We start from the raw sequence: 17,977 nt of genomic DNA, 5'->3' as shown, positions 1-17,977 counted from the left end.
GAAAGACAGTCCAGCAGGACGTCAGTCGGATGAGACGAGCCACGACCGCCGCGGGCGGTTCTCATCATTACTGTCGGTGGTCACGGCAAGGATGAACACATCGCTGGACGGCGTCTTTCGGGGGACCTGGGCAGCACCGGTGAGAACCGCTCTGAAAGGAGCCACGCATGAAGATCAACGCACTGCTCGACGTCAACGTCGTCGCCCACGAGGCCGCCGACGAGGTCGCTGTCCTGCTCGAGGTGGTGGCGCCGCCCGCGCCGGCATCGGCCACCCGCCCCCAGGCCTCCCTGCAGGTCGTCCTCGACCGCTCGGGCTCCATGCAGGGCGCCCCGCTGGAGGGGGCCAAGAAGGCGCTGATCGCGCTCGTCCGACGGTTGGAGCCCACGGACAACTTCGGCCTCGTCACCTTTGACGACTCCGCCCAGGTCGTCGTGCCGGCCGGTTCGTTGACGGACAAGGAAGCCGTCGTCCAGCGCATCGAGGGCATCGACGCCGGCGGGACCACCGACCTGTCGGCCGGCTACCTGCGCGGACTGCGCGAGATCCGCCGGGTCGCAGGCGACACGGGCGGCACCGTGCTCGTCATCTCCGACGGCCACGTCAACGCCGGCATCCGCGGGGTCGATGAGTTCGCCTCGATCACGGCGAAGGCGTACGGCGAGAAGATCGTCACCTCCACGCTCGGGTACGGCCGTGGTTACGACGAGACGCTGCTCGCGGGGATCGCTCGCTCCGGTTCGGGCAACCACGTCTTCGCCGACAACCCCGATGCGGCGGGGGCTGCCATCGCCGGTGAGGTCGACGGGTTGCTCAACAAGGTGGTGCAGGCGCTGTCGCTGACGATCACCTTCGCGCCCCAGGTGGAGTTCCTCCGGCTCTACAACGACCTGCCCGCGACCCAGATCGGTGACGGTCAGGTCATGGTCGAGCTCGGTGACCTCTACGCGGAGGAGACCCGCAAGGTCCTGGTGAAGTTCAAGGTGCCCGCCATGGCTGCGCTCGGGCTCGCGAAGATCGCCACCCTGGAGCTGGCTCACGTCGAGCTGCCCGCCCTCATCGAGCACGTCGCCTCGCTGCCGATCACTGTCAACGTCGTGCCCGGCGACGAGGCAGCGGGCCGTGTGCCTCACCCGACCGTCCACTCCGAGGTGCTCTTCCAGGAGGCCCAGGACGTGAAGCGTCAGGCCTCCGAGGCCTTCGAGCGCGGCGAGTTCGAGACCGGCCAGCGCCTGATCGGGCAGACCAAGGCGCGTTTGACGGCGTCCTTGGAGGCGGCACCGGAAGAGCTCAAGCCAGAGATCCGCGCCGAGATCGACGAGGTCTCCCACCTGGAGGGCTACAGCCAGACCACCGGTGTCGTCGGCTCCGCCTACATCTCGAAGATGAGTCGGGAGTCCTACCACCGCAGCAGCCGCAAGCGCGGTCGCACGGTGCGCCCCGACCCGTTCGCCAACGGAGAGGGTGACGCATGACGAAGCGAGAGCGGGGCGTCTGCCCCGAGTGTGGCAGTGGGCAGGTCAACCACCTCGTGTTCGGCATGCCCGTGTTTCCGCCCGGGGAGTCGACGCCGGAGTGGGTGAAATTTGTCGGCTGCGTCGTCACTCCGGAGAGCCGATCTCGCTACTGCGAGAACTGCGAGTACAGCTGGAATCCATAACCGACGACAGAGGAACCGGAGGCCAAGGTCCCCGCCCTCTGACAGGCTGCCACCAGCCCCGACCGACGAAGGCAGGACGCCCGTGTTCCTCATCGATGACGCACTCCACTGGAGCGCCTCCGACCTCACCGCTGCAGCCGAGTGTGAATACCGGTTGCTGCGCACCCTCGACCAGAAGCTGGGCCGGGTCGAGGCGCTCGAGGACGCCGGCGATCCGTTCATGGACCACATCGCGACCCTCGGTGACGTGCACGAGGAGCGGCTGCTGAGCGCCTACAGGGCCGAGCAACACGTCGTGTCGCTGCCGCCCGTGGAGCCGCCCTACACCGCGGCGAAGCTGGCGGCCGCCCACGCGGCCACGCTGGCTGCGTTGGAGGGGGACGCCGACGTCATCCACCAGGCGGCCTTCAGCGACGGTGAGTTCTTCGGCTACGCCGACTTCGTGGAGCGTACGGACGCCGGCTGGCTCGTCGCAGACGCCAAGCTCGCGCGCTCCGCCAAGCCGAAGGCGCTGGTGCAACTGGGGGCGTACGCCGACCAGGTCGAACGCATGGGCGTCCCGCTCGCCCCCGAGGTCGCGCTGCTGCTCGGCAACGGCGAACGGGTCACCTTCCGCGTCGACGACGTGCGCGGGGTGTTCCACGAACGCCGCGACCGGTTGCGCCACCTGCTCGGCACCCACCGGTCCGGGGGAGTGCCCGTGGCGTGGGGCGACGAGCGCTACGTCGCCTGCGGCCGTTGCGCCGAGTGTCAGGCCGCCATTACCGACACCGACGACGTGCTGCTCGTTGCCGGACTGAGCGTCGAGCACCGCCGTCGCCTCCACGAGGTCGGGGTCCGCACCGTCCAGGACCTCGCCACCGCCACGACTCGACCTGAGCAGATCGCGCCCGCCACCTTCGAACGGCTCCGTGCCCAGGCCGCCCTGCAGTGGAAGCAGATGAGTGGCGGTGACGACGCCCCCGTCACCTACGAGCTCAAGCCCGACGCCGCTGACACCCTCGCCCGGATGCCCGCCCCGTCGCAGGGCGACCTCTTCTTCGACTTTGAGGGTGACCCGATGTACGACGAGGGCGACCCCCGCGTCGTCGGCCTTGAATACCTGTGGGGCGTGCTCGACACCGACGAGAAATACCTGCCGATCTGGGCGCACACCCGCGCCCAGGAACGCGACGCGTTCACCCAGTTCGTCGACCTCGTCAACGAACGCCGCGCCCTCCACCCCGACCTGCACGTCTACCACTACGCGCCCTACGAGACCACCGCGCTCAAGCGCCTCGCCATGCGCTACCAGGTCAAGGAGGACGAGCTCGACGACCTGCTGCGTGCCGGCGTGTTCGTCGACCTCTTCGCGACCGTCAAGGGCGCCATCCGCGTCTCCCAACCCTCCTACAGCATCAAGAAGCTCGAACCGCTCTACATGGGCGACGAGCTGCGCTCCGACGACGAGGACGCCGTCGGCGACGGCGCTGCCTCCGTGCTCGCCTACCACGAGTACCGCGACTGGATCAGCGACCAGCCCGAGAAGGCTGCCAAGCGCGAGGCCGCGCTCGCCGACTACAACGAGTACGACTGCCTCTCCACCCTGCGACTGCGTGACTGGCTGCTGGAGCGCGCCGCCGAGGCAGGCGTCCGCGGTCAGATCACGCCCAGCGCAGCGGAAGATGCTGAGCCCACCGCGCCCGCTGAGTCGGCCAGCGCTGGCGTGGTGGTGGAGGACCCGCTCTTCGATCACCTGATGGCCCGCTCCGGCCCCACGATCCGCAAGGACCGTACGCCCGAGCAACAGGCCTACGCGATGCTCGCCAACGCGCTGGACTACCACCGCCGCGAGGACAAGCAGTACTGGTGGGAGCACCTTGAGCGGCTCTCCCACCCCCTCGACGAATGGGTCGGCCACCGCGACGTCTTCTGCATCGAGGCCGTCGAGGTCCTCCAGGAGTGGGCCGTCCCCGAAGGGAGGGCGACGAACTCGCGCCGCGTCCTGCGCGTCGTCGGCGACTGGTCTCCGGGCAGCAAGGAAGCCGACCAGGTGCAGGCCGTCTACGCCGTGCCCGGCCCCAGCCAGGGCTTCGGACCCGAGCGGGCGCCCTTCACGGCCTGCGGCGTGGACATCACTCGCGACCCCGACGACCCGCGGGTCATCACGATCACCGAGAGCTGCAAGCCCGACGCCGTCCACTCCGCCCACCCCGTCGCGCTCGTGCCCGGACCACCGCCGCGAAGCACCAACCTCCAGGTCGCCATCACGGAGGTCTGCTCCGCCGCCGACGCTGCCCCCTCGCTGCCGGAGCGCGCCGTGCTCGACCTGCTGGCCCGCCGCACCCCACGTACGCACGCCGGCGCGGCCCTGCCCCGCAGCGGCCACATGATCGACGACGTCGTCGGCGCCCTGCTCGCCATGGACGACTCCTACGTCGCCATCCAGGGGCCACCCGGCACCGGCAAGACCTACAGCGGGTCCCGGGTCGTGCGTACGCTCGTGAAACAGCATGGCTGGCGGGTCGGCGTCGTCGCCCAGTCGCACGCCGTCGTCGAAAACATGCTGGCCGGAGTGGTGAAGGCCGGGCTCGACCCCGGGCTTGTCGGCAAGGCCAAGACCAAGAGCAACACCGCCACCTGGACCGAGCTCCAGAAGGTCGCGCCGTGGCTGGAGGAACAGGCCGGCGGGTGCGTCGTCGGCGGCACCGTCTTCGACTTCGCCAACCCCACCACCATCCCGCGCGACACCCTCGACCTGATCGTCGTCGACGAAGCCGGGCAGTTCTCCCTCGCCGCCACGCTGGCCGCCTCCGTCGCCGGGAAGCGGCTCCTGCTGCTCGGTGACCCACAACAGCTGCCGCAGGTCAGCAAAGGCAGCCACGCCGAACCCGTCGACACCTCCGCCCTCGGCTGGTTGATGGAAGGCAGCGAGACCCTCGATGAGGCGTACGGCTACTTCCTGGGTGAGACCTTCAGGATGCACCCCGCGCTGACCACCAAGGTGTCGCGGCTGTCCTACGAGAACCGGCTGCACGTCTCCGCCACCGCACCCCAGCGCCGCCTCGACGGCACCGAGCCCGGCCTCGAGGTCGTCCATGTCGCCCACACCGGGTGTCGCACCGAGTCGCCCGCCGAGGCCGACGAGGTCGTCACCCAGGTTCAGGCGCACCTCGGCCGGACCTGGCACGACCCCGACGACAGCCGCGCCCCGCGGCCACTCGAGCCAGGCGACTTCCTCGTCGTCGCGCCCTACAACGCCCAGGTCCAGCTCATCCGCGCCGCCCTCGACGCCGCCGGGCTCACCGGCGTCCGGGTCGGCACCGTCGACAAGTTCCAAGGTCAGGAAGCTCCCATCGCCTTGGTCTCCATGACCGCCTCGTCCCACGGCGACGTGCCGCGGGGGATGGGCTTCGTGCTGAGTCGCAACCGGGTCAACGTGGCCGTCTCCCGTGCCCAGTGGAAGGCGGTTGTCATCCGTTCGCACGCGCTGACGTCCTACATGCCCCGCAGCGCCAAGGGAGTCGAGGAGTTGGGGGCGTTCATCGGGCTCTGCCGGGGGTGACCCGGGACCGTTGACGCGGGGGCCTTCCGAAGACGGAGCGCCCCCGTCTGGGCATCGCCCGCACCGAGTTTCCCGCTTCGGTCCGTTTGTCGGTGGTCCGCGCTAGCGTGCTGGGGCATGCAGAGGGTGGAGACGGAGGAAGCGGCGAAGGCGCTCGCTGACCGGTTGAACGGCGGTGACCGTGACCGGCCGATCGTCGTCGTCACCACACCGTCGGGCGGCCCCGAACCGTGGATCGACGCGGCGGAGGTCGAACGGCAGGTCGGCGACCTCGCCGAGGTGGTGCTGATGCCCACCGGTGCGTTCACCTGGGCGTTCTCCACGGCAATGCCGCCGATGACCCAGGTCTTCGGCGGCGCCGGTCGGGTCTATCCACCGGGTCACGCATGGGCCACCAACCCCCAGGCATCCCCGCTTCGCTTCGCCTACGACGCAGACGACGGGCGCCGCGCCACCGACCACCTCATCGACGACGCCATGACGATGGCGGCGCTCGCAGGCGTGAAGGCAGAGGACGACAAGAGACGGCGCACGCACTGCGAGGGGGTGGTCGCCGGGATCGTTGCTGACCGAGCCTTGGTCAAACTCACCAGCGGCGGTCTTGGCAACGTCAGTCCCGCTCTGGCGGTGCCGGGTCTTCCGGTCGAACGTGTCCTGGTGAAGGGCCAACCGGTGTCCGGCTGGTTCGACCCCGCCACCTCGTGGTTCGACCTACGTGAGTTGGCACTGGCGCCTGCGGTCGCCTTGACCGCCTACCAGGTCGGCGAGGTGGTGCTCGCCGAGGTCGGCGAGGTGCGGGAGGCGAGCGCCGAGCTCTTCGTGCACCCGCTCGTGCCCGTCGTCATCGGCCGCGACGAGGTCACCGGCAACGACCGCGACGACCTGCGTACGCTCCTCACCCGCGGCGAGGTTGTCGCCGCACGGCTCACCGCCACCGGACCCGAGTGGCGCCTGAGCCTCCTCGACGTCGACGACGACGAGGAGCCGGCCGTCGCCGTCAGCCTGCTGCGAGGTGGCCCGCCGTGGCTGCAGCCGCCGGTCGACGACCCCGTCCAGTGGGAGCCACCCACCCCTGAGCCTGACCTCGCACCCCCGCCCGAGGCGAGGCCATCGACCGCGGCGCCGACAGCGCCACCGCGCCACGAGGAGACGGCTCCCGCGCCGGTCGCGCCGGTGCCGTCGGAACCACCTGCCCCGACGCCACGGCCCAGCCCGATGATGTTCGACCCCCGCCGACGTCACCTCGCGCCGCCGGCACCACCGACCGTGCCCGACGCACCTGCTCCACCAGCCCCACCGGTCGCCGCCCCGGCACCCGCGCCAACAGGTGCGCTGGAGCAGATGCGACGAGAGATCGACGACCTGCGCAGCCAACTCGACGGTTACCGCCAGGAGGTCGGTCTGCTCCGGCAGGAGCGCGCCCACCTCGAACGGCGCACCGCCCACCTGGAGAAACAGCTGGCCGACCAGCGGGTGCGGCTGCGCAAGGCCAAGCGACCCGCCCCCGAAGCCACGCGCCCTGCCTTCGCCGACGCCGAGCAGCGCTTCCGGTATGCCGTCCTCACCGCGTGGGCGACGCGTACGCCGTTGGCCGAGCAGGCGGCGATGCCACTGCCCGACTACCGCATCGGTCCGCACTTCCTGACCAGCCTCGAACGCCTCGACGGCATCTCGGACGAGAAGGTCGCCGACGTCGCCTTCGAGGTGCTCACCGGGCGAGCCCAGGAGTTGGCCGGCCGGGGCCTGCACCAGTACCGCGAGTCCGACGGAGGCGGTGCCCCCGCCGTGCATCGCGGTGACGGAGCCACGTTGTGGCGGGCCAACCTGCAGACCAACACGGCCTCAGCGCGCCGCCTGCACTTCTGGCGGCTGAACGGCGGGGAGGTCGAGTTCTGGCACGTCGGCACCCATGACGAGAAGCCGCCCCTCGACTGATCCGGGTCAGCGCCTGACCTTGCGTCCCTTGCTGGTCTTCGTGACGGTGGCGAACATGGGCTTCTTCACCGTCACGCGGACCTTCAACTTCTTGCCGCGGTCGGCCTTCTTGATCTTGTAGGCCTTCTTCTTCGCGCCCTTGATCGCCTTACCGTTGCGCAGCCACTGGAAGCGGATCTTCACCGGCTTCGGCCCCCACCCCGGGGTGCGGGCCTTGAGCTTCTGGCCGACCCGCGCCTTGCCGACAACCTTGACATTGCCCTTCTTCAGGGCCCGCTTGGCGACCGTGCCCTCCGAGGTGGTGACGTAGGTGCCCCACCAACCCGGGCGGGTGACGGTGACCTCGACCTTCACCTTCTTGCCCAGGTCTGCCTTCGTGAGCTTGTAACGCGGCGAGGTGGCACCCTTGACGGCCTTCCCGCCGCGGATCCACTGGTGCTGGACCGTCGCCGCCGGGTCGGCCGTCACCGACGGGGCCGCCAACGTCCGACCAATCGCCGGCTCGCCGGCAGGGGCAGGAGCCGGGGGCAGCGGCTGGGCGCGACGCTCACCCGCCACCTGGACCTGGGCCCGCTGGGAGGCGTCCGAGCCGTCCACGTAGTGCCCCTCGGCGTCCCGGCGGTAGATCCGCATCCGCGCCTCGACCCGGGCACCCGCGTGGGCACCGGCCACCGGGAAGGTGGCGCGGTCACTGTCGTACGTCTTGTGCTCCGGCTGCGGGACACCGTCGACGAACCAGTCGATCTCGCTGTAGGTGTTCCCGGGTCGGCCGAAGGAGGCCGTCAGGGTGCCACCCGCCACGGCGTCGCCGGTGATCGCCAGCGGCGAGGTGGGGCGTACGTGCACGCCCCCGGCCCGGGAGAGCGGTGTCACCAGCGCGGCCGGCTTGTAACCGGGGCGGCTCGCCGTCACCTGGGCGTAGACCCACTTGCCCTCGTCCGCGGGCGTCGGCACGTACGTCGCCCCGGTCGCGCCCGGGATCGGTGCCGCCGGACCGTCGGTGGAGGACCACCACTGGTAGCTGAAGGTGGCGTTCGTCGGCCGCCAGCCCTCCTGCCCCACGATCGTGAGGGGTTCGCCGATCTCGTAGGTGCCGACGATGAACGGATCCACCGGCGCCATCCCCAGGCCCTGCACCGGCATGGTCACCGCAAAGGTCTTGGACGAGTCGCGTGCCGTCGGCGTCCAGGTCTGCGCCGACTCCACCGACGTCGCGTTGGGCCAACAGGTGTCCCGGTGCCGGACCTCGGGCTGCCAGTAGCTGCCCGGTGTGGTGGCGTTGCCGTAGTAGGTGTCGTGGAAGCAGACGCGGTACTGCCCACCGAGCGGCATCTCCCACTCGAAGCGTCCCTGGCCGTCGGTCAACCTCGGCCCGAACTGCAACGGGGAGGTCCATTCGCCGTCCTCGTAGGCGTGGATCGTCCACGTGACGTTGGGCAGGGGCGTGCCGTCGGGGTCACGGGCCACCCCGGTGATCGTGGCCTCGTCGGTGGCGTGGGCGGGCGCGAGCCCCGACGGCACGACGACGAGCGTCAGGGCGGTGACCAGGAGAGTTCGCAGAGGACGCACGCCGACGACCGTACCCCCGGATCCGCCGCGGCGCATCAGTGCACCGGTGCCGCACCAAGCCCGTCCGGGCAGCAACGGGGCCGCATCAGCGCCGCAGCAGCACCGTCTTCCGGACCGTCCGGCCCTTGCCGCCCTTCGTGATCGTGAAGACGAGCTTGACCTTGAGGCGCTTCTTCGCCTTGAGCGTCCGCAACGCCTTCTTGGTGAGCTTGAGCGTGATCACCGCGTTCTTGCCCCGCACCTTGGCGGTCTTCTTCGCCACGGTCATCTTGGGCTTGGCCGACGTGGCCACCACGCGCACCTTCACGACGTTGCCGTAGGTGCTCTGGGCCTTGACCTTGAAGACGCCCTTCTTGGTGGGCTTCATCTTCTTCGGGACTCTGTAGGTCACCTTGCCCGTGGGAGTCGGTGAGGTGGTGGGCGAGCTCGTGGGCGACGGCGTCGGCGGGGTCGTCGGTCCCGGGGTCGGGGTCGGACCACTCGTCGGGGTCGGACCACTTGTCGGGGTCGGAGCACTTGTCGGCGTCGGAGCAGAGGTCGGAGTGGGCGTCGGGGCAGGGCCCTCGACGACGGTCACGGACTCACAGGTGAAGCTGGTGACGTCCACGGCGTCGGCCCGCACGGTGTCGGCGCCTTCGCCGCATTCGACGGCGTCGACCTCGGAGTCGACTGAGTCGATCGTGTCGTTGCCCTTCTGCCCGTCGATCGAATCCACGCCGGGGCCGCCGATGATGGTGTCGTTGCCGTCGTGCCCCTTGAGGTTGTCGTTGCCCGGACCGCCGTCGATGTGGACGCCGGGCCCCCACATGTAGATCGTGTCGCTGCCGTCGCCGCCGTAGACCTTCTTGGAGCTTCCCGTCGCCCCTGACCCACCGGTGATGGTGTCGTCACCGCCACGGCCTTCGATGGTGATCGCGCCGGAGGGGCTGCCGTCGATGACGTTGGGTCCGTCGTTGCCCACCACGTTCATCGTGGTCCAGTTGCCGTAGCCCGGCAGGGTGATGTTCTCGACGCTGTCGTCGGCGTCGATGTTGTCGCCCTCGCCGGCCTCGCCGTCGTTGGCGACCGTGTCGAGGGTGGCCGAGAAGGTGCGGTTGATGTTGTAGTCGTAGGCCCCCTCATAACTGACGACGTCGGTCCCGGATCCGCCGCGGAAGGTGTCCGCGCCGCCGCTCCCCACCAACGTGTCGTCGCCAGCTCCGCCGTCGAGGAAATCGTCGCCGTCGGTGTCGCGGGTGCCGCCGTCCTGGCCATCGCCGTAGAGCTCGTCCTGACCGTCCCCGCCCTGGAGGTTGTCGTCTCCCGCGTCGCCTTCCAGAAGGTCGTTGCCGGCACCACCCACTAAGGTGTCGTCGCCTGTCGCCGCGTAGATCCTGTCGTCGCCGTCACCGCCGTCGAGGTGGCTCCCGAGCGGGTTGGGCTGCTCGTAGGTGTCGACGCTGATGTAGTCGTTGCCGCCCTCCCCGTACGCCGTGACCTGACGGTTCTCCGAGGCGTACAGGTCGTCGTTCCCGGCACCGAGTCGAGCTTCCACCGCGAAGTCACCCTGGAGCTGCACGGTGTCGACACCGCTCGTGCCCGTCAGCTTCACCAGGGTGATCCCGAGGCACGTCCAGGCGGAGGCCCACTCCTCCCGCGTGCACCCCGGCACGGAGTCCAGCTCGTTGTTGTAGTCCTGCACGGTGTGACCGCCGGTGTCGTAGTCCTCACCGATCTCGAAGTTGTTGTTGGCTCCCAGAGACACCGTGAGCACCCCGCCACTGAGGCTGACGGTGGTGGCGGCCTGGGCCGGGCTGGCGGTGAGCACGCTCGCCGCCGCCAGGACCGCGACGGCAACGAGACTGACGGGGCGCGATTGCATGACGATCCTCCAGGTCAGGGCGGAATCTCACATTCAATCGCCGGACCGGGCTGCGGGCATCAGCCTCGAGGATGAGATCAGCGTGCTTCCGGACGACGGCGGCCGTGGGTGTAGGCGCGCACGACGAGCTGCACTCGGTCGCGCGACTGTGTCTTGCGCAGCAGCTGCGCGACGTGCGACTTCACGGTGGGAAGCGAGACCACGAGCTCCTCGGCGATCTCGGCGTTGTTCAACCCTTGCGCCACCAGCAACCACACCTCGCGCTCACGCGGCGTCAGGTGGTCGACGGCTGCTGGTGCCGGTTGCTGCAGGTGGATAGTCATCGCTCGCCCCCCAGCGCGAGACCGGGACGTCCGGTCGCCAGATGTGATCCGGTGCTCACCCTACCGAACTTCGGGCCGGTCCACATCGGACGCAAAGGGCGTCTTGGGGCGATCAACCCCTTGGCGAAGAAGATGGGTGCCACAGTTTCAACGTGGACGGTCTCTACCTCGTCATCCGCTCATTCGCCGACCTCGACCTCGGGCACGGTCTCGCCGTCGCGCGCGCCTTCGACGCCCACCCGTACCTCCGGCCGGTCAGGGTCGGCGGCGACCCGGCGCGCCTCAAGGTCGGCGACTCGATGCAGGCCCTCGTGGCCGAGCGCGGCTTCCCGCTGGACTGGCTGACGGTGCGACGCAACGGTCGATGGCCCGACTACGAGGGCGGCGACATCGACCTCAGCCACGGACGAGGAGCGTGGTCAGGCAGCCACGTCGACAGCTGCGAACCCCACGAGCTCGGTGGCCCGAACCACATCGATCCGTGGGTCTACCACCTCCACGGCCACAAGATCGAGCAGCACTGGCTGGCGGCGACGATGGCGGAAGAGGGTGCGGTGGAGGAGGCCGCGGCACTCTTCGAGGAGTTGGTGACCGCCGTCGACGCTGCCTACGGCTACGTGGTGGCCGAGGCCCGCCGCCCCAACGGGCTCCTCAGCCTCATCGACCACCAGCTGCCGGGCGTGTACTGGCTCAACTACTTCGGCCCGGCCTTCCGCCACACGCACCCTGACCTGGGGCGTACGCCCGGAGCGCGCACTCTGGAAAGCGGCGGCGTGCTGGTGCGGACGGCGCCGTTGCCGTGGATCGACACCGACGACGGGTCGGGTCGCGAGGCGCTGCGCCGGGTCTTCGACCCGGAGGCCTTCCGGTTCGTCCGGCCGCACAACCCCGCGCTGCCCTCGGTGGAGGCGCACCTGGCCGCCTCGCCGGGCACGATGGAGATGCCGTGGACTAGCTTTCTGGCGCAGAAGGCCGCTCGCGGCAAGGAGAGCAAGCACGCCGCCGCGCGCAAGCGGTTGGACGCCCGGGTGGGGGAGCGCCCTGCGCCCCAGGTGCCCGCCGACGCGATCGAGTGGTCCACCTCGTTCGACCTCGATGACTTCCTGGCGTTCTTCGCCCACCTCAAGCGGCGGCTGGGCGGCGAGCTCGCGCGACCGCTCGGCACCGCAGTGCGGTCTGTCATCGCCACCGCGCCGCTCGACGACGAGGACGAGGTGGTGCTGGAGACCAGGCTCGGACCGGTGCGGGTGCGGTGGTTCATCGACGACACCGACACCGTCGATCTGTATCTCTTCGGCAGCGAGGACGTCCACGCGGTCTGCGAGGCGTGGTTCTCGCAGGAGTGACACCTGGTGTCAGCGGCGGGCGGCCAAGGCCAGCTCGGCGAAGCGCTGCAAGGACCAGGTGCCCGATGGCGGCGCCAACCCCAGTCGTACGGCGACAACCTTCTTCGACGGGGAGACGAAGAGGTGCTGGCTGAAGAGCCCGATCGCCCAGAAGGCGTCGCGCCCGGCGCCCGGCACCAGCGGGCCCTCGCCCTCCTCGCCGGGCAACGAGCCCAGCAGCGGCCCCGTCTCGTTGATCCAGAAGAGCAGGCCGTAGCCGGTGTTGAGGCGCTGGCTCGGGCGCTGCGTCGCCCGCTTCCAGTAGGCCCGCGACACGATCCTGCGACCCTCGAAGCGGCCCCGGTCGACGAGCATGGCGCCCAGCCTCAGCAAGTCGGTGCAGGTGGTCGTGATGCCGCCGAAGAGCATCGGGTTGCCCGCGCCGTCGGCCTGGATCGAGGTCCGGCGCATGCCCAACGGCCCGAGGAGGGTGCGCTGCGCGAACGCCGCGACCGGCTGCCCGGTGGCCCGCTCCAGCACCTGCTCGAGCACCTGGATCGCGGAGTTGTTGTAGACCCACACCTTGCCGGGCCGGTGCTGCTGCTTCAGCCGGATGGCGAACCGGGTCTTGTTGGGTGCCTTGCCCGCCATCCGTTCGTAGTCGAGTTTCTCGCTCCACTGCCGCCCCGACGTGTTGTCGAGCAGGTGGTGGATGCGGACGTTGCGCGACGGCGTCCCTCGCCAGGCCGGCACGTAGCGCGACACCCGGTGGTTGAGGCGCAACATCCCGCGGTCCTGGGCGATGCCGACCAGCAGGGCCGTCACCGACTTCGTGATCGACCAACCTGCGCTGGTTGACACGTCACGGGCGAGGTCGCGCTTCACGACCGTCTTGCCGTTGCGCACCACCGCGACGCAGTGCGACTCGGCCGCCCGCGCCTCCTTGACGAGCGTACGCCTCGCCTTGCGCCCCGACTCGACCGTCGCGTTTGAGGCGCCCGCCGCTGCGACGTCGTTTACGGCAGATGAAGAGGCCGAGGTCGACGGGACAGTGGCAGTCATGGTCGTGACCAGAACCGCGGAGGCGACGGCGACCGACCAGCCTCGGAGGTGGGGGCGCATGGGGTCGAGGATCTCACGCGTCGCCGACGTCCGGGCAGACTCTTCCCCTGCGGGCGCGGGAGTGCCACCATCGAGCATGCGTGAGGTGAGGGTGGAGACGGTCCCGCTGCAACGACTGGCCCAGTTCCTGGAGCCGGACCGTGTGACCGTTCTCGAGTCGACGGCTGCGGCGGCGCGCACCGCCCTGGAGGGGCGCGTCGTGTGGAACGTCAACGCGACAGCCTCGGGGGGCGGGGTCGCGGAGATGCTGACCACGCTGCTGGCCTACAGCCGCGGCGCCGGGGTGGACGCGCGGTGGCTGGTGCTCGACGGCAACCCTCGCTTCTTCCGGATCACCAAACGCATCCACAACCTGTTGCACGGCTCGCCCGGCGACGGCGGTCCGCTCGGCCAGGCAGAGCGCGACGAGTACGAAGCCGTCCTCGCGAGCAACCTCGAGACCCTCAACGCCTGGGTCAAGCCGGGCGACATCGTGCTGCTCCACGACCCGCAGACGGCGGCGCTCGCCGCGGGGTTGCGTACGTCGGGGGCCCACGTCGTGTGGCGCTGCCACGTGGGTCGGGACGTGACCAACCAGTCCACCGACCTGGCCTGGGACTTCCTGAGGCCCTACGTCAGCGACGCCGACGCCAGCATCTTCTCCCGGCCCGCCTACGTGCCCGAGTGGCTGGAGGGCCATCGCACCCGCATCATCCCGCCCTCCCTCGACCCCTTCAGCACCAAGAACATCCCCCTCGCGCCTGCCGACGTCACCGCCACCCTGCGCCGTGCCGGCCTCGTCGACCTGCCCGCCGGCCTGGGCAGCCTGACCTTCAGCCGCCGCGACGGTTCACTCGGATCGGTCCGGTCCCACGGCAACCTGCTCGTCGCCGGCGAGGTCGTGCCCGCGGATGCCCGCGTGGTGCTGCAGGTCAGCCGGTGGGACCGGCTCAAGGACATGGCCGGCGTGCTCACGTCCTTCGCCACCCATCTGGCCACGTTGCCCGACGACGCGCACCTGGTGCTGGTCGGCCCCGACGTGCTCGGTGTCAGCGACGACCCCGAGGGCGCCGAGGTGCTCTTCGAGTGCGTCGACCTGTGGAAGGCGCTCGCTCCCGAGGTGCGCGCCCGGGTGCACCTGGTGTCGCTGCCCATGGACGACGAGGGCGAGAACGCCCACCTCGTCAACGCCCTGCAGAGCTATGCCTCGGTCGTGGTGCAGAAGAGCCTCGTCGAGGGCTTCGGCCTGACCGTGACCGAGCCCATGTGGAAGGGCCGGCCCGTCGTGGCCTCCGCGGTCGGCGGCATCCAGGACCAGGTCGTCGACGGTGAGAGCGGCCTGCTGCTGCGCGACCCCACCGACCTGGCCGGCTTCGCCGACCTGATCGCCAGTCTCCTCAACGACGACGACCTGGCGAGGCGGCTCGGGGGCGGGGCGCAGGAGCGGGTGCGTGCGGAGTACCTGGGGGACCGGCACCTGATCCAGTACGCCGAGCTCTTCGCCGAGCTGCTCCGCGGCTGAGCGCGCGGCACCGGGGGAGCGCTGTGTGCGCGAGTCAGCTTCGTTGTCGGAGTGTCGAGCCTGTTCGTGCACACAACTGGTCTGACCAGCCCTGACGAGCGGCGACGACGAAGCCCCTGACCTGCAACGGGGTGCGGGCCAGGGGCTTCGGGTGACGACAGGAATCAGATGTCGTAGTAGAGCTCGAACTCGTGCGGGTGCGGACGCGCCTGCACCGGCTCGATCTCCTGGGTGCGCTTGTAGTCCACCCACGTCTCGATCAGGTCCGGCGTGAAGACGTTGCCGACCGTCAGGTAGTCGTGGTCGTCCTCGAGGGCGTCGAGGACGGCACCGAGCGAGGTCGGCACCTGGTCGATCTCGGCCATCTCGTCCGGCGGCAGCTCGTAGATGTCCTTGTCGATCGGGTCCGGCGGCTCGATCTTGTTCTTGATCCCGTCGATGCCGGCGAGCAGCAGCGCGGAGAACGCCAGGTAGGGGTTGGCCGACGGGTCCGGGAAGCGGGCCTCGACGCGCTTGGCCTTCGGGTTGGTGCCGGTCAGCGGGATGCGGATCGACGCCGAGCGGTTGCGCGAGGAGTAGACCAGCGAGATCGGGGCCTCGAAGCCCTTCACCAGGCGGTGGAACGAGTTGACCGTCGGGTTGGTCAGCGCGAGCAGCGACGGGGCGTGGCGCAGGATGCCGCCGATGTAGTGGCGCGCCATCTCCGAGAGGCCGCCGTAGCCGGTCTCGTCGTAGAAGAGGGGCTCGCCGTTGTTCCACAGCGACGAGTGCACGTGCATGCCCGAGCCGTTGTCGCCGAAGATGGGCTTCGGCATGAAGGTGACCGACTTGCCGGCCTCCCAGGCGGTGTTCTTGATGATGTACTTGAACTTCATCACGTCATCGGCGGCCTTGAGCAGCGTGTCGAAGCGGTAGTTGATCTCCGCCTGACCCGCGGTGCCGACCTCGTGGTGCGCGCGCTCGACCTGCAGGCCAGAGGCCTCGAGGTTCTTCACCATGACGTCGCGCAGGTCGGTGTAGTGGTCGTAGGGAGCGACGGGGAAGTAGCCGCCCTTGAGGCGGGTCTTGTAGCCGAGGTTGTCGCCCTCCTTGCCGGAGTTCCACCAGCCCTCGACGGAGTCGATGTGGTAGTACGACTCGTTCACCCCGGTGGAGTAGCGCACCTGGTCGAAGATGTAGAACTCCGCCTCGGGAGCGAAGAAGGCGGTGTCGGCGATGCCGGTGGAGTTCAGGTAGGCCAGCGCCTTCTTGGCGATGTTGCGCGGGTCGCGGCTGTACTGCTCACCGGTGATCGGGTCGTGGATGAACATGTTGACCACGAGCGTCTTGGCGGCGCGGAAGGGGTCGATGTAGGCGGTGCTCGGGTCCGGGAAGAGGTTCATGTCGGACTCGTTGATCGCCTGGAAGCCACGGATCGACGATCCGTCGAAACCGAGGCCGTCACGGAAGACCGACTCGTCGAATGACGACGCGGGCACGGTGAAGTGCTGCATCACGCCGGGGAGGTCGCAGAAACGGACGTCGACCATCTCGACGCCCTCGTCCTTGATGTACTTCAACATTGCGTCGCGATCAGCGAACATTCGTCCTCCTTGATCGCCCCGGTGAGCGACCGTTCGACAGGCGGTGGCATCGGTGCTGCTGTGCACAGATTGCCCGGCAACCTACGTGGCGGCCGTTTCTCGACCGTATCCCGATTGTTTCAGGCATGTAACAGACGCCCGACCCGGGGGTGTGCCACGTCACGTCGTTAGCCTTGCCGGGTGATCGAAACCGCCTCGTGGAGTCGCCGCATCCTCGCCCTGCTCATCGACTGGTTCGCGAGCATCGGTGTGGTCATGCTGTTCCTCGGTCCCGCCGGGTGGCTCGACAACCCCGCGGCGGGCACCTACACGTTGGGCGTCTTCGTCGCGCAGTCCACCTTCCTGGTGGCGCTCGCCGGCGGCTCCTTCGGCCAGCTGGCCACCCAGCTGCGCGTCATCCGCCACGACGGCACCCCCCGCCCGCTCGACCTGCTGCGGGCTCTCGTACGCCAGGTGCTGGTCGCCCTGGTCATCCCGCCGTTGGTCTTCCGTCCGGACGGGCGAGGACTGCACGACATGGCCGTCGGTTCTGCGGTCGTGCGTCTGCAGGACCTGCGAGGACCTGCCCGCTAGGGTCGGGGGGACTGCTCGTACGCGTCCCGAAAGGCCCCTCCATGCGCCACCGACCCATGCTTCCTCGTCGCGCCGGCACCGCCCTTCTGGTCTCGGTCGCCCTTAGCCTGAGCGCGTGCGGCAGCGACGAACCCGACGCGACCCAGGACTCCTCCGAGGTCGGCTCCGACGCAGCCGAGATCGGGAAGTCGGACTCCGCGGCCACGGACGACGCCGGTGAGACCGACCCCGCCGACGAGCCCGGTGGCTCGGACTCGGCAGGCGATGCCACCGACGACGCCCCCTCGGGTGACCGCGCAGCCGTGGGGGAGGGCAAGGCGGGTGACCCGCTGACCCCGGCTGACTTCGCCGACATCGTCGACGCCGCTTTCGAGCGCGCCACCACGGCCCGGGTCGACGTGGTCAGCGACCTGCAGGACATGAGGTCCGAGACCACCGGAGTGGTCGACTTCACCGGCGACAGTCCCCTCATGCAGATCCAGATGACCGGGGGGCCGCTCCCCGACGGCACCACCGCTGACATCCGGCTGCTCGAGGACGGGATGTACATGGACTCCGGCTTCAGCGGCGGCAAGTTCGTCAAGGTACCCGCGGAGCAGATCGCCGCCACCGGCGTCGACCTCTCCAACATCGACCCGTCGACCACCGCTCGCCGCTTCGCGGAGCACGCGAGCGAGGTCACCTACCGCGGGGTCGAGCAGGTCGACGGCGTGGCCCTGCACCGCTACACCCTGCAGCTCGACTCCTCTGCGCTGAAGGCCGGGGGAGGTGCGGAGGGGCCGGCGCCCAAGCGGATCAACCAGGACATGTGGTTCGACGACGAAGGCCTGATCCGGCGCATGAGCACCGACATGGGTGGCATCGGCACCACGGTGGCCACCTACTCCCAGTGGGGCAAGCCCGTCACCATCGTGGCTCCGCCGGCCTCGGACGTGATGGAGATGCCCGACCTGCCGACCTCCCCTCAGGGCTGAGCCGGGG

Annotated in this window: 13 protein-coding genes; 8 read left to right on the top strand and 5 right to left on the bottom strand. The window is 69.6% G+C overall.

From position 1 onward, the window contains the following. Positions 1-167 precede the first annotated feature (167 nt). The 4 genes from IEQ44_RS13630 to IEQ44_RS13615 all read left to right on the top strand — a co-directional run bounded on the left by IEQ44_RS13630 (position 168) and on the right by IEQ44_RS13615 (position 7,139). Entirely contained in the window at positions 168-1,475 is a 1,308-nt protein-coding gene (locus IEQ44_RS13630) for a vWA domain-containing protein (protein ID WP_193639011.1), read from the top strand. Continuing rightward, a complete protein-coding gene (locus IEQ44_RS13625) occupies positions 1,472-1,660 on the top strand; it encodes an alkylphosphonate transporter (RefSeq protein ID WP_193639010.1) in 189 nt (62 codons plus the stop codon). The genes IEQ44_RS13630 and IEQ44_RS13625 overlap by 4 nt, the downstream gene beginning before the upstream one ends. 82 nt (positions 1,661-1,742) lie before the next feature. After that, positions 1,743-5,204 (top strand): TM0106 family RecB-like putative nuclease, encoded by a 3,462-nt coding sequence (locus IEQ44_RS13620; protein WP_193639009.1) that lies wholly within the window; start codon positions 1,743-1,745, stop codon positions 5,202-5,204. A 117-nt stretch (positions 5,205-5,321) separates the two neighbouring features. Continuing rightward, positions 5,322-7,139 (top strand): hypothetical protein, encoded by a 1,818-nt coding sequence (locus IEQ44_RS13615; protein ID WP_193639008.1) that lies wholly within the window; start codon positions 5,322-5,324, stop codon positions 7,137-7,139. A gap of 6 nt (positions 7,140-7,145) precedes the next feature. On the opposite strand, the gene IEQ44_RS13610 is transcribed toward IEQ44_RS13615, so the two are convergent. From IEQ44_RS13610 to IEQ44_RS13600, 3 genes are all read right to left on the bottom strand, one after another. Next, a complete protein-coding gene (locus IEQ44_RS13610) occupies positions 7,146-8,708 on the bottom strand; it encodes a hypothetical protein (protein ID WP_193639007.1) in 1,563 nt (520 codons plus the stop codon). A gap of 85 nt (positions 8,709-8,793) precedes the next feature. Beyond that, on the bottom strand, positions 8,794-10,569 hold the full coding sequence (locus tag IEQ44_RS13605) for a calcium-binding protein (protein ID WP_193639006.1): 1,776 nt from the start codon (positions 10,567-10,569) through the stop codon (positions 8,794-8,796). Between the two features lie 77 nt (positions 10,570-10,646). Continuing rightward, on the bottom strand, positions 10,647-10,892 hold the full coding sequence (locus tag IEQ44_RS13600) for a response regulator transcription factor (protein ID WP_193639005.1): 246 nt from the start codon (positions 10,890-10,892) through the stop codon (positions 10,647-10,649). 152 nt (positions 10,893-11,044) lie between these two features. Here IEQ44_RS13600 and IEQ44_RS13595 point away from each other — a divergent pair, with 152 nt between their 5' ends. Further along, positions 11,045-12,238 carry a hypothetical protein gene (locus IEQ44_RS13595; protein WP_193639004.1) on the top strand — a complete coding sequence of 398 codons (1,194 nt, stop codon included), beginning with the start codon at positions 11,045-11,047 and terminating at the stop codon, positions 12,236-12,238. 9 nt (positions 12,239-12,247) lie between these two features. Here IEQ44_RS13595 and IEQ44_RS13590 read toward each other — a convergent pair whose 3' ends face one another. Continuing rightward, positions 12,248-13,279, bottom strand: coding sequence for a serine hydrolase domain-containing protein (locus IEQ44_RS13590; RefSeq protein ID WP_193639003.1), 1,032 nt, complete (start codon positions 13,277-13,279; stop codon positions 12,248-12,250). Here IEQ44_RS13590 and IEQ44_RS13585 point away from each other — a divergent pair. Then, positions 13,278-14,840 (top strand): glycosyltransferase, encoded by a 1,563-nt coding sequence (locus IEQ44_RS13585; RefSeq protein WP_227487469.1) that lies wholly within the window; start codon positions 13,278-13,280, stop codon positions 14,838-14,840. The genes IEQ44_RS13590 and IEQ44_RS13585 overlap by 2 nt on opposite strands. Before the next feature lie 164 nt (positions 14,841-15,004). Here the strand turns inward: IEQ44_RS13585 and glnA are convergent, their stop codons facing one another. Next, a complete protein-coding gene (gene glnA, locus IEQ44_RS13580; RefSeq protein ID WP_193639002.1) occupies positions 15,005-16,423 on the bottom strand; it encodes a type I glutamate--ammonia ligase in 1,419 nt (472 codons plus the stop codon). A gap of 180 nt (positions 16,424-16,603) precedes the next feature. On the opposite strand from glnA, the gene IEQ44_RS13575 reads away from it, so the two are divergent. Then, positions 16,604-16,996 carry an RDD family protein gene (locus tag IEQ44_RS13575; protein WP_193639001.1) on the top strand — a complete coding sequence of 131 codons (393 nt, stop codon included), beginning with the start codon at positions 16,604-16,606 and terminating at the stop codon, positions 16,994-16,996. Positions 16,997-17,037: 41 nt separating this feature from the next. Continuing rightward, positions 17,038-17,970 carry an SCO4651 family lipoprotein gene (locus tag IEQ44_RS13570; RefSeq protein WP_193639000.1) on the top strand — a complete coding sequence of 311 codons (933 nt, stop codon included), beginning with the start codon at positions 17,038-17,040 and terminating at the stop codon, positions 17,968-17,970. The last annotated feature ends 7 nt before the right edge of the window (positions 17,971-17,977 follow it).

Source organism: Nocardioides malaquae (assembly GCF_015070385.1).
Lineage (GTDB): Bacteria > Actinomycetota > Actinomycetes > Propionibacteriales > Nocardioidaceae > Nocardioides > Nocardioides malaquae.
Note: the sequence above shows the minus strand (reverse complement) of the source record. Positions and strands in the feature narration are given on the sequence as shown.

What these genes read in the sequence shown, in the direction of transcription:
- IEQ44_RS13630 (WP_193639011.1), top strand. Translation starts at nt 168, where the DNA reads ATGAAGATCAACGCACTGCTCGACGTCAACGTCGTCGCCCACGAGGCC.
- IEQ44_RS13625 (WP_193639010.1), top strand. Translation starts at nt 1,472, where the DNA reads ATGACGAAGCGAGAGCGGGGCGTCTGCCCCGAGTGTGGCAGTGGGCAG.
- IEQ44_RS13615 (WP_193639008.1), top strand. Translation starts at nt 5,322, where the DNA reads ATGCAGAGGGTGGAGACGGAGGAAGCGGCGAAGGCGCTCGCTGACCGG.
- IEQ44_RS13605 (WP_193639006.1), bottom strand. Translation starts at nt 10,569, where the DNA reads ATGCAATCGCGCCCCGTCAGTCTCGTTGCCGTCGCGGTCCTGGCGGCG.
- IEQ44_RS13600 (WP_193639005.1), bottom strand. Translation starts at nt 10,892, where the DNA reads ATGACTATCCACCTGCAGCAACCGGCACCAGCAGCCGTCGACCACCTG.
- IEQ44_RS13585 (WP_227487469.1), top strand. Translation starts at nt 13,278, where the DNA reads ATGGTCGTGACCAGAACCGCGGAGGCGACGGCGACCGACCAGCCTCGG.
- IEQ44_RS13590 (WP_193639003.1), bottom strand. Translation starts at nt 13,279, where the DNA reads ATGACTGCCACTGTCCCGTCGACCTCGGCCTCTTCATCTGCCGTAAAC.
- glnA (WP_193639002.1), bottom strand. Translation starts at nt 16,423, where the DNA reads ATGTTCGCTGATCGCGACGCAATGTTGAAGTACATCAAGGACGAGGGC.
- IEQ44_RS13570 (WP_193639000.1), top strand. Translation starts at nt 17,038, where the DNA reads ATGCGCCACCGACCCATGCTTCCTCGTCGCGCCGGCACCGCCCTTCTG.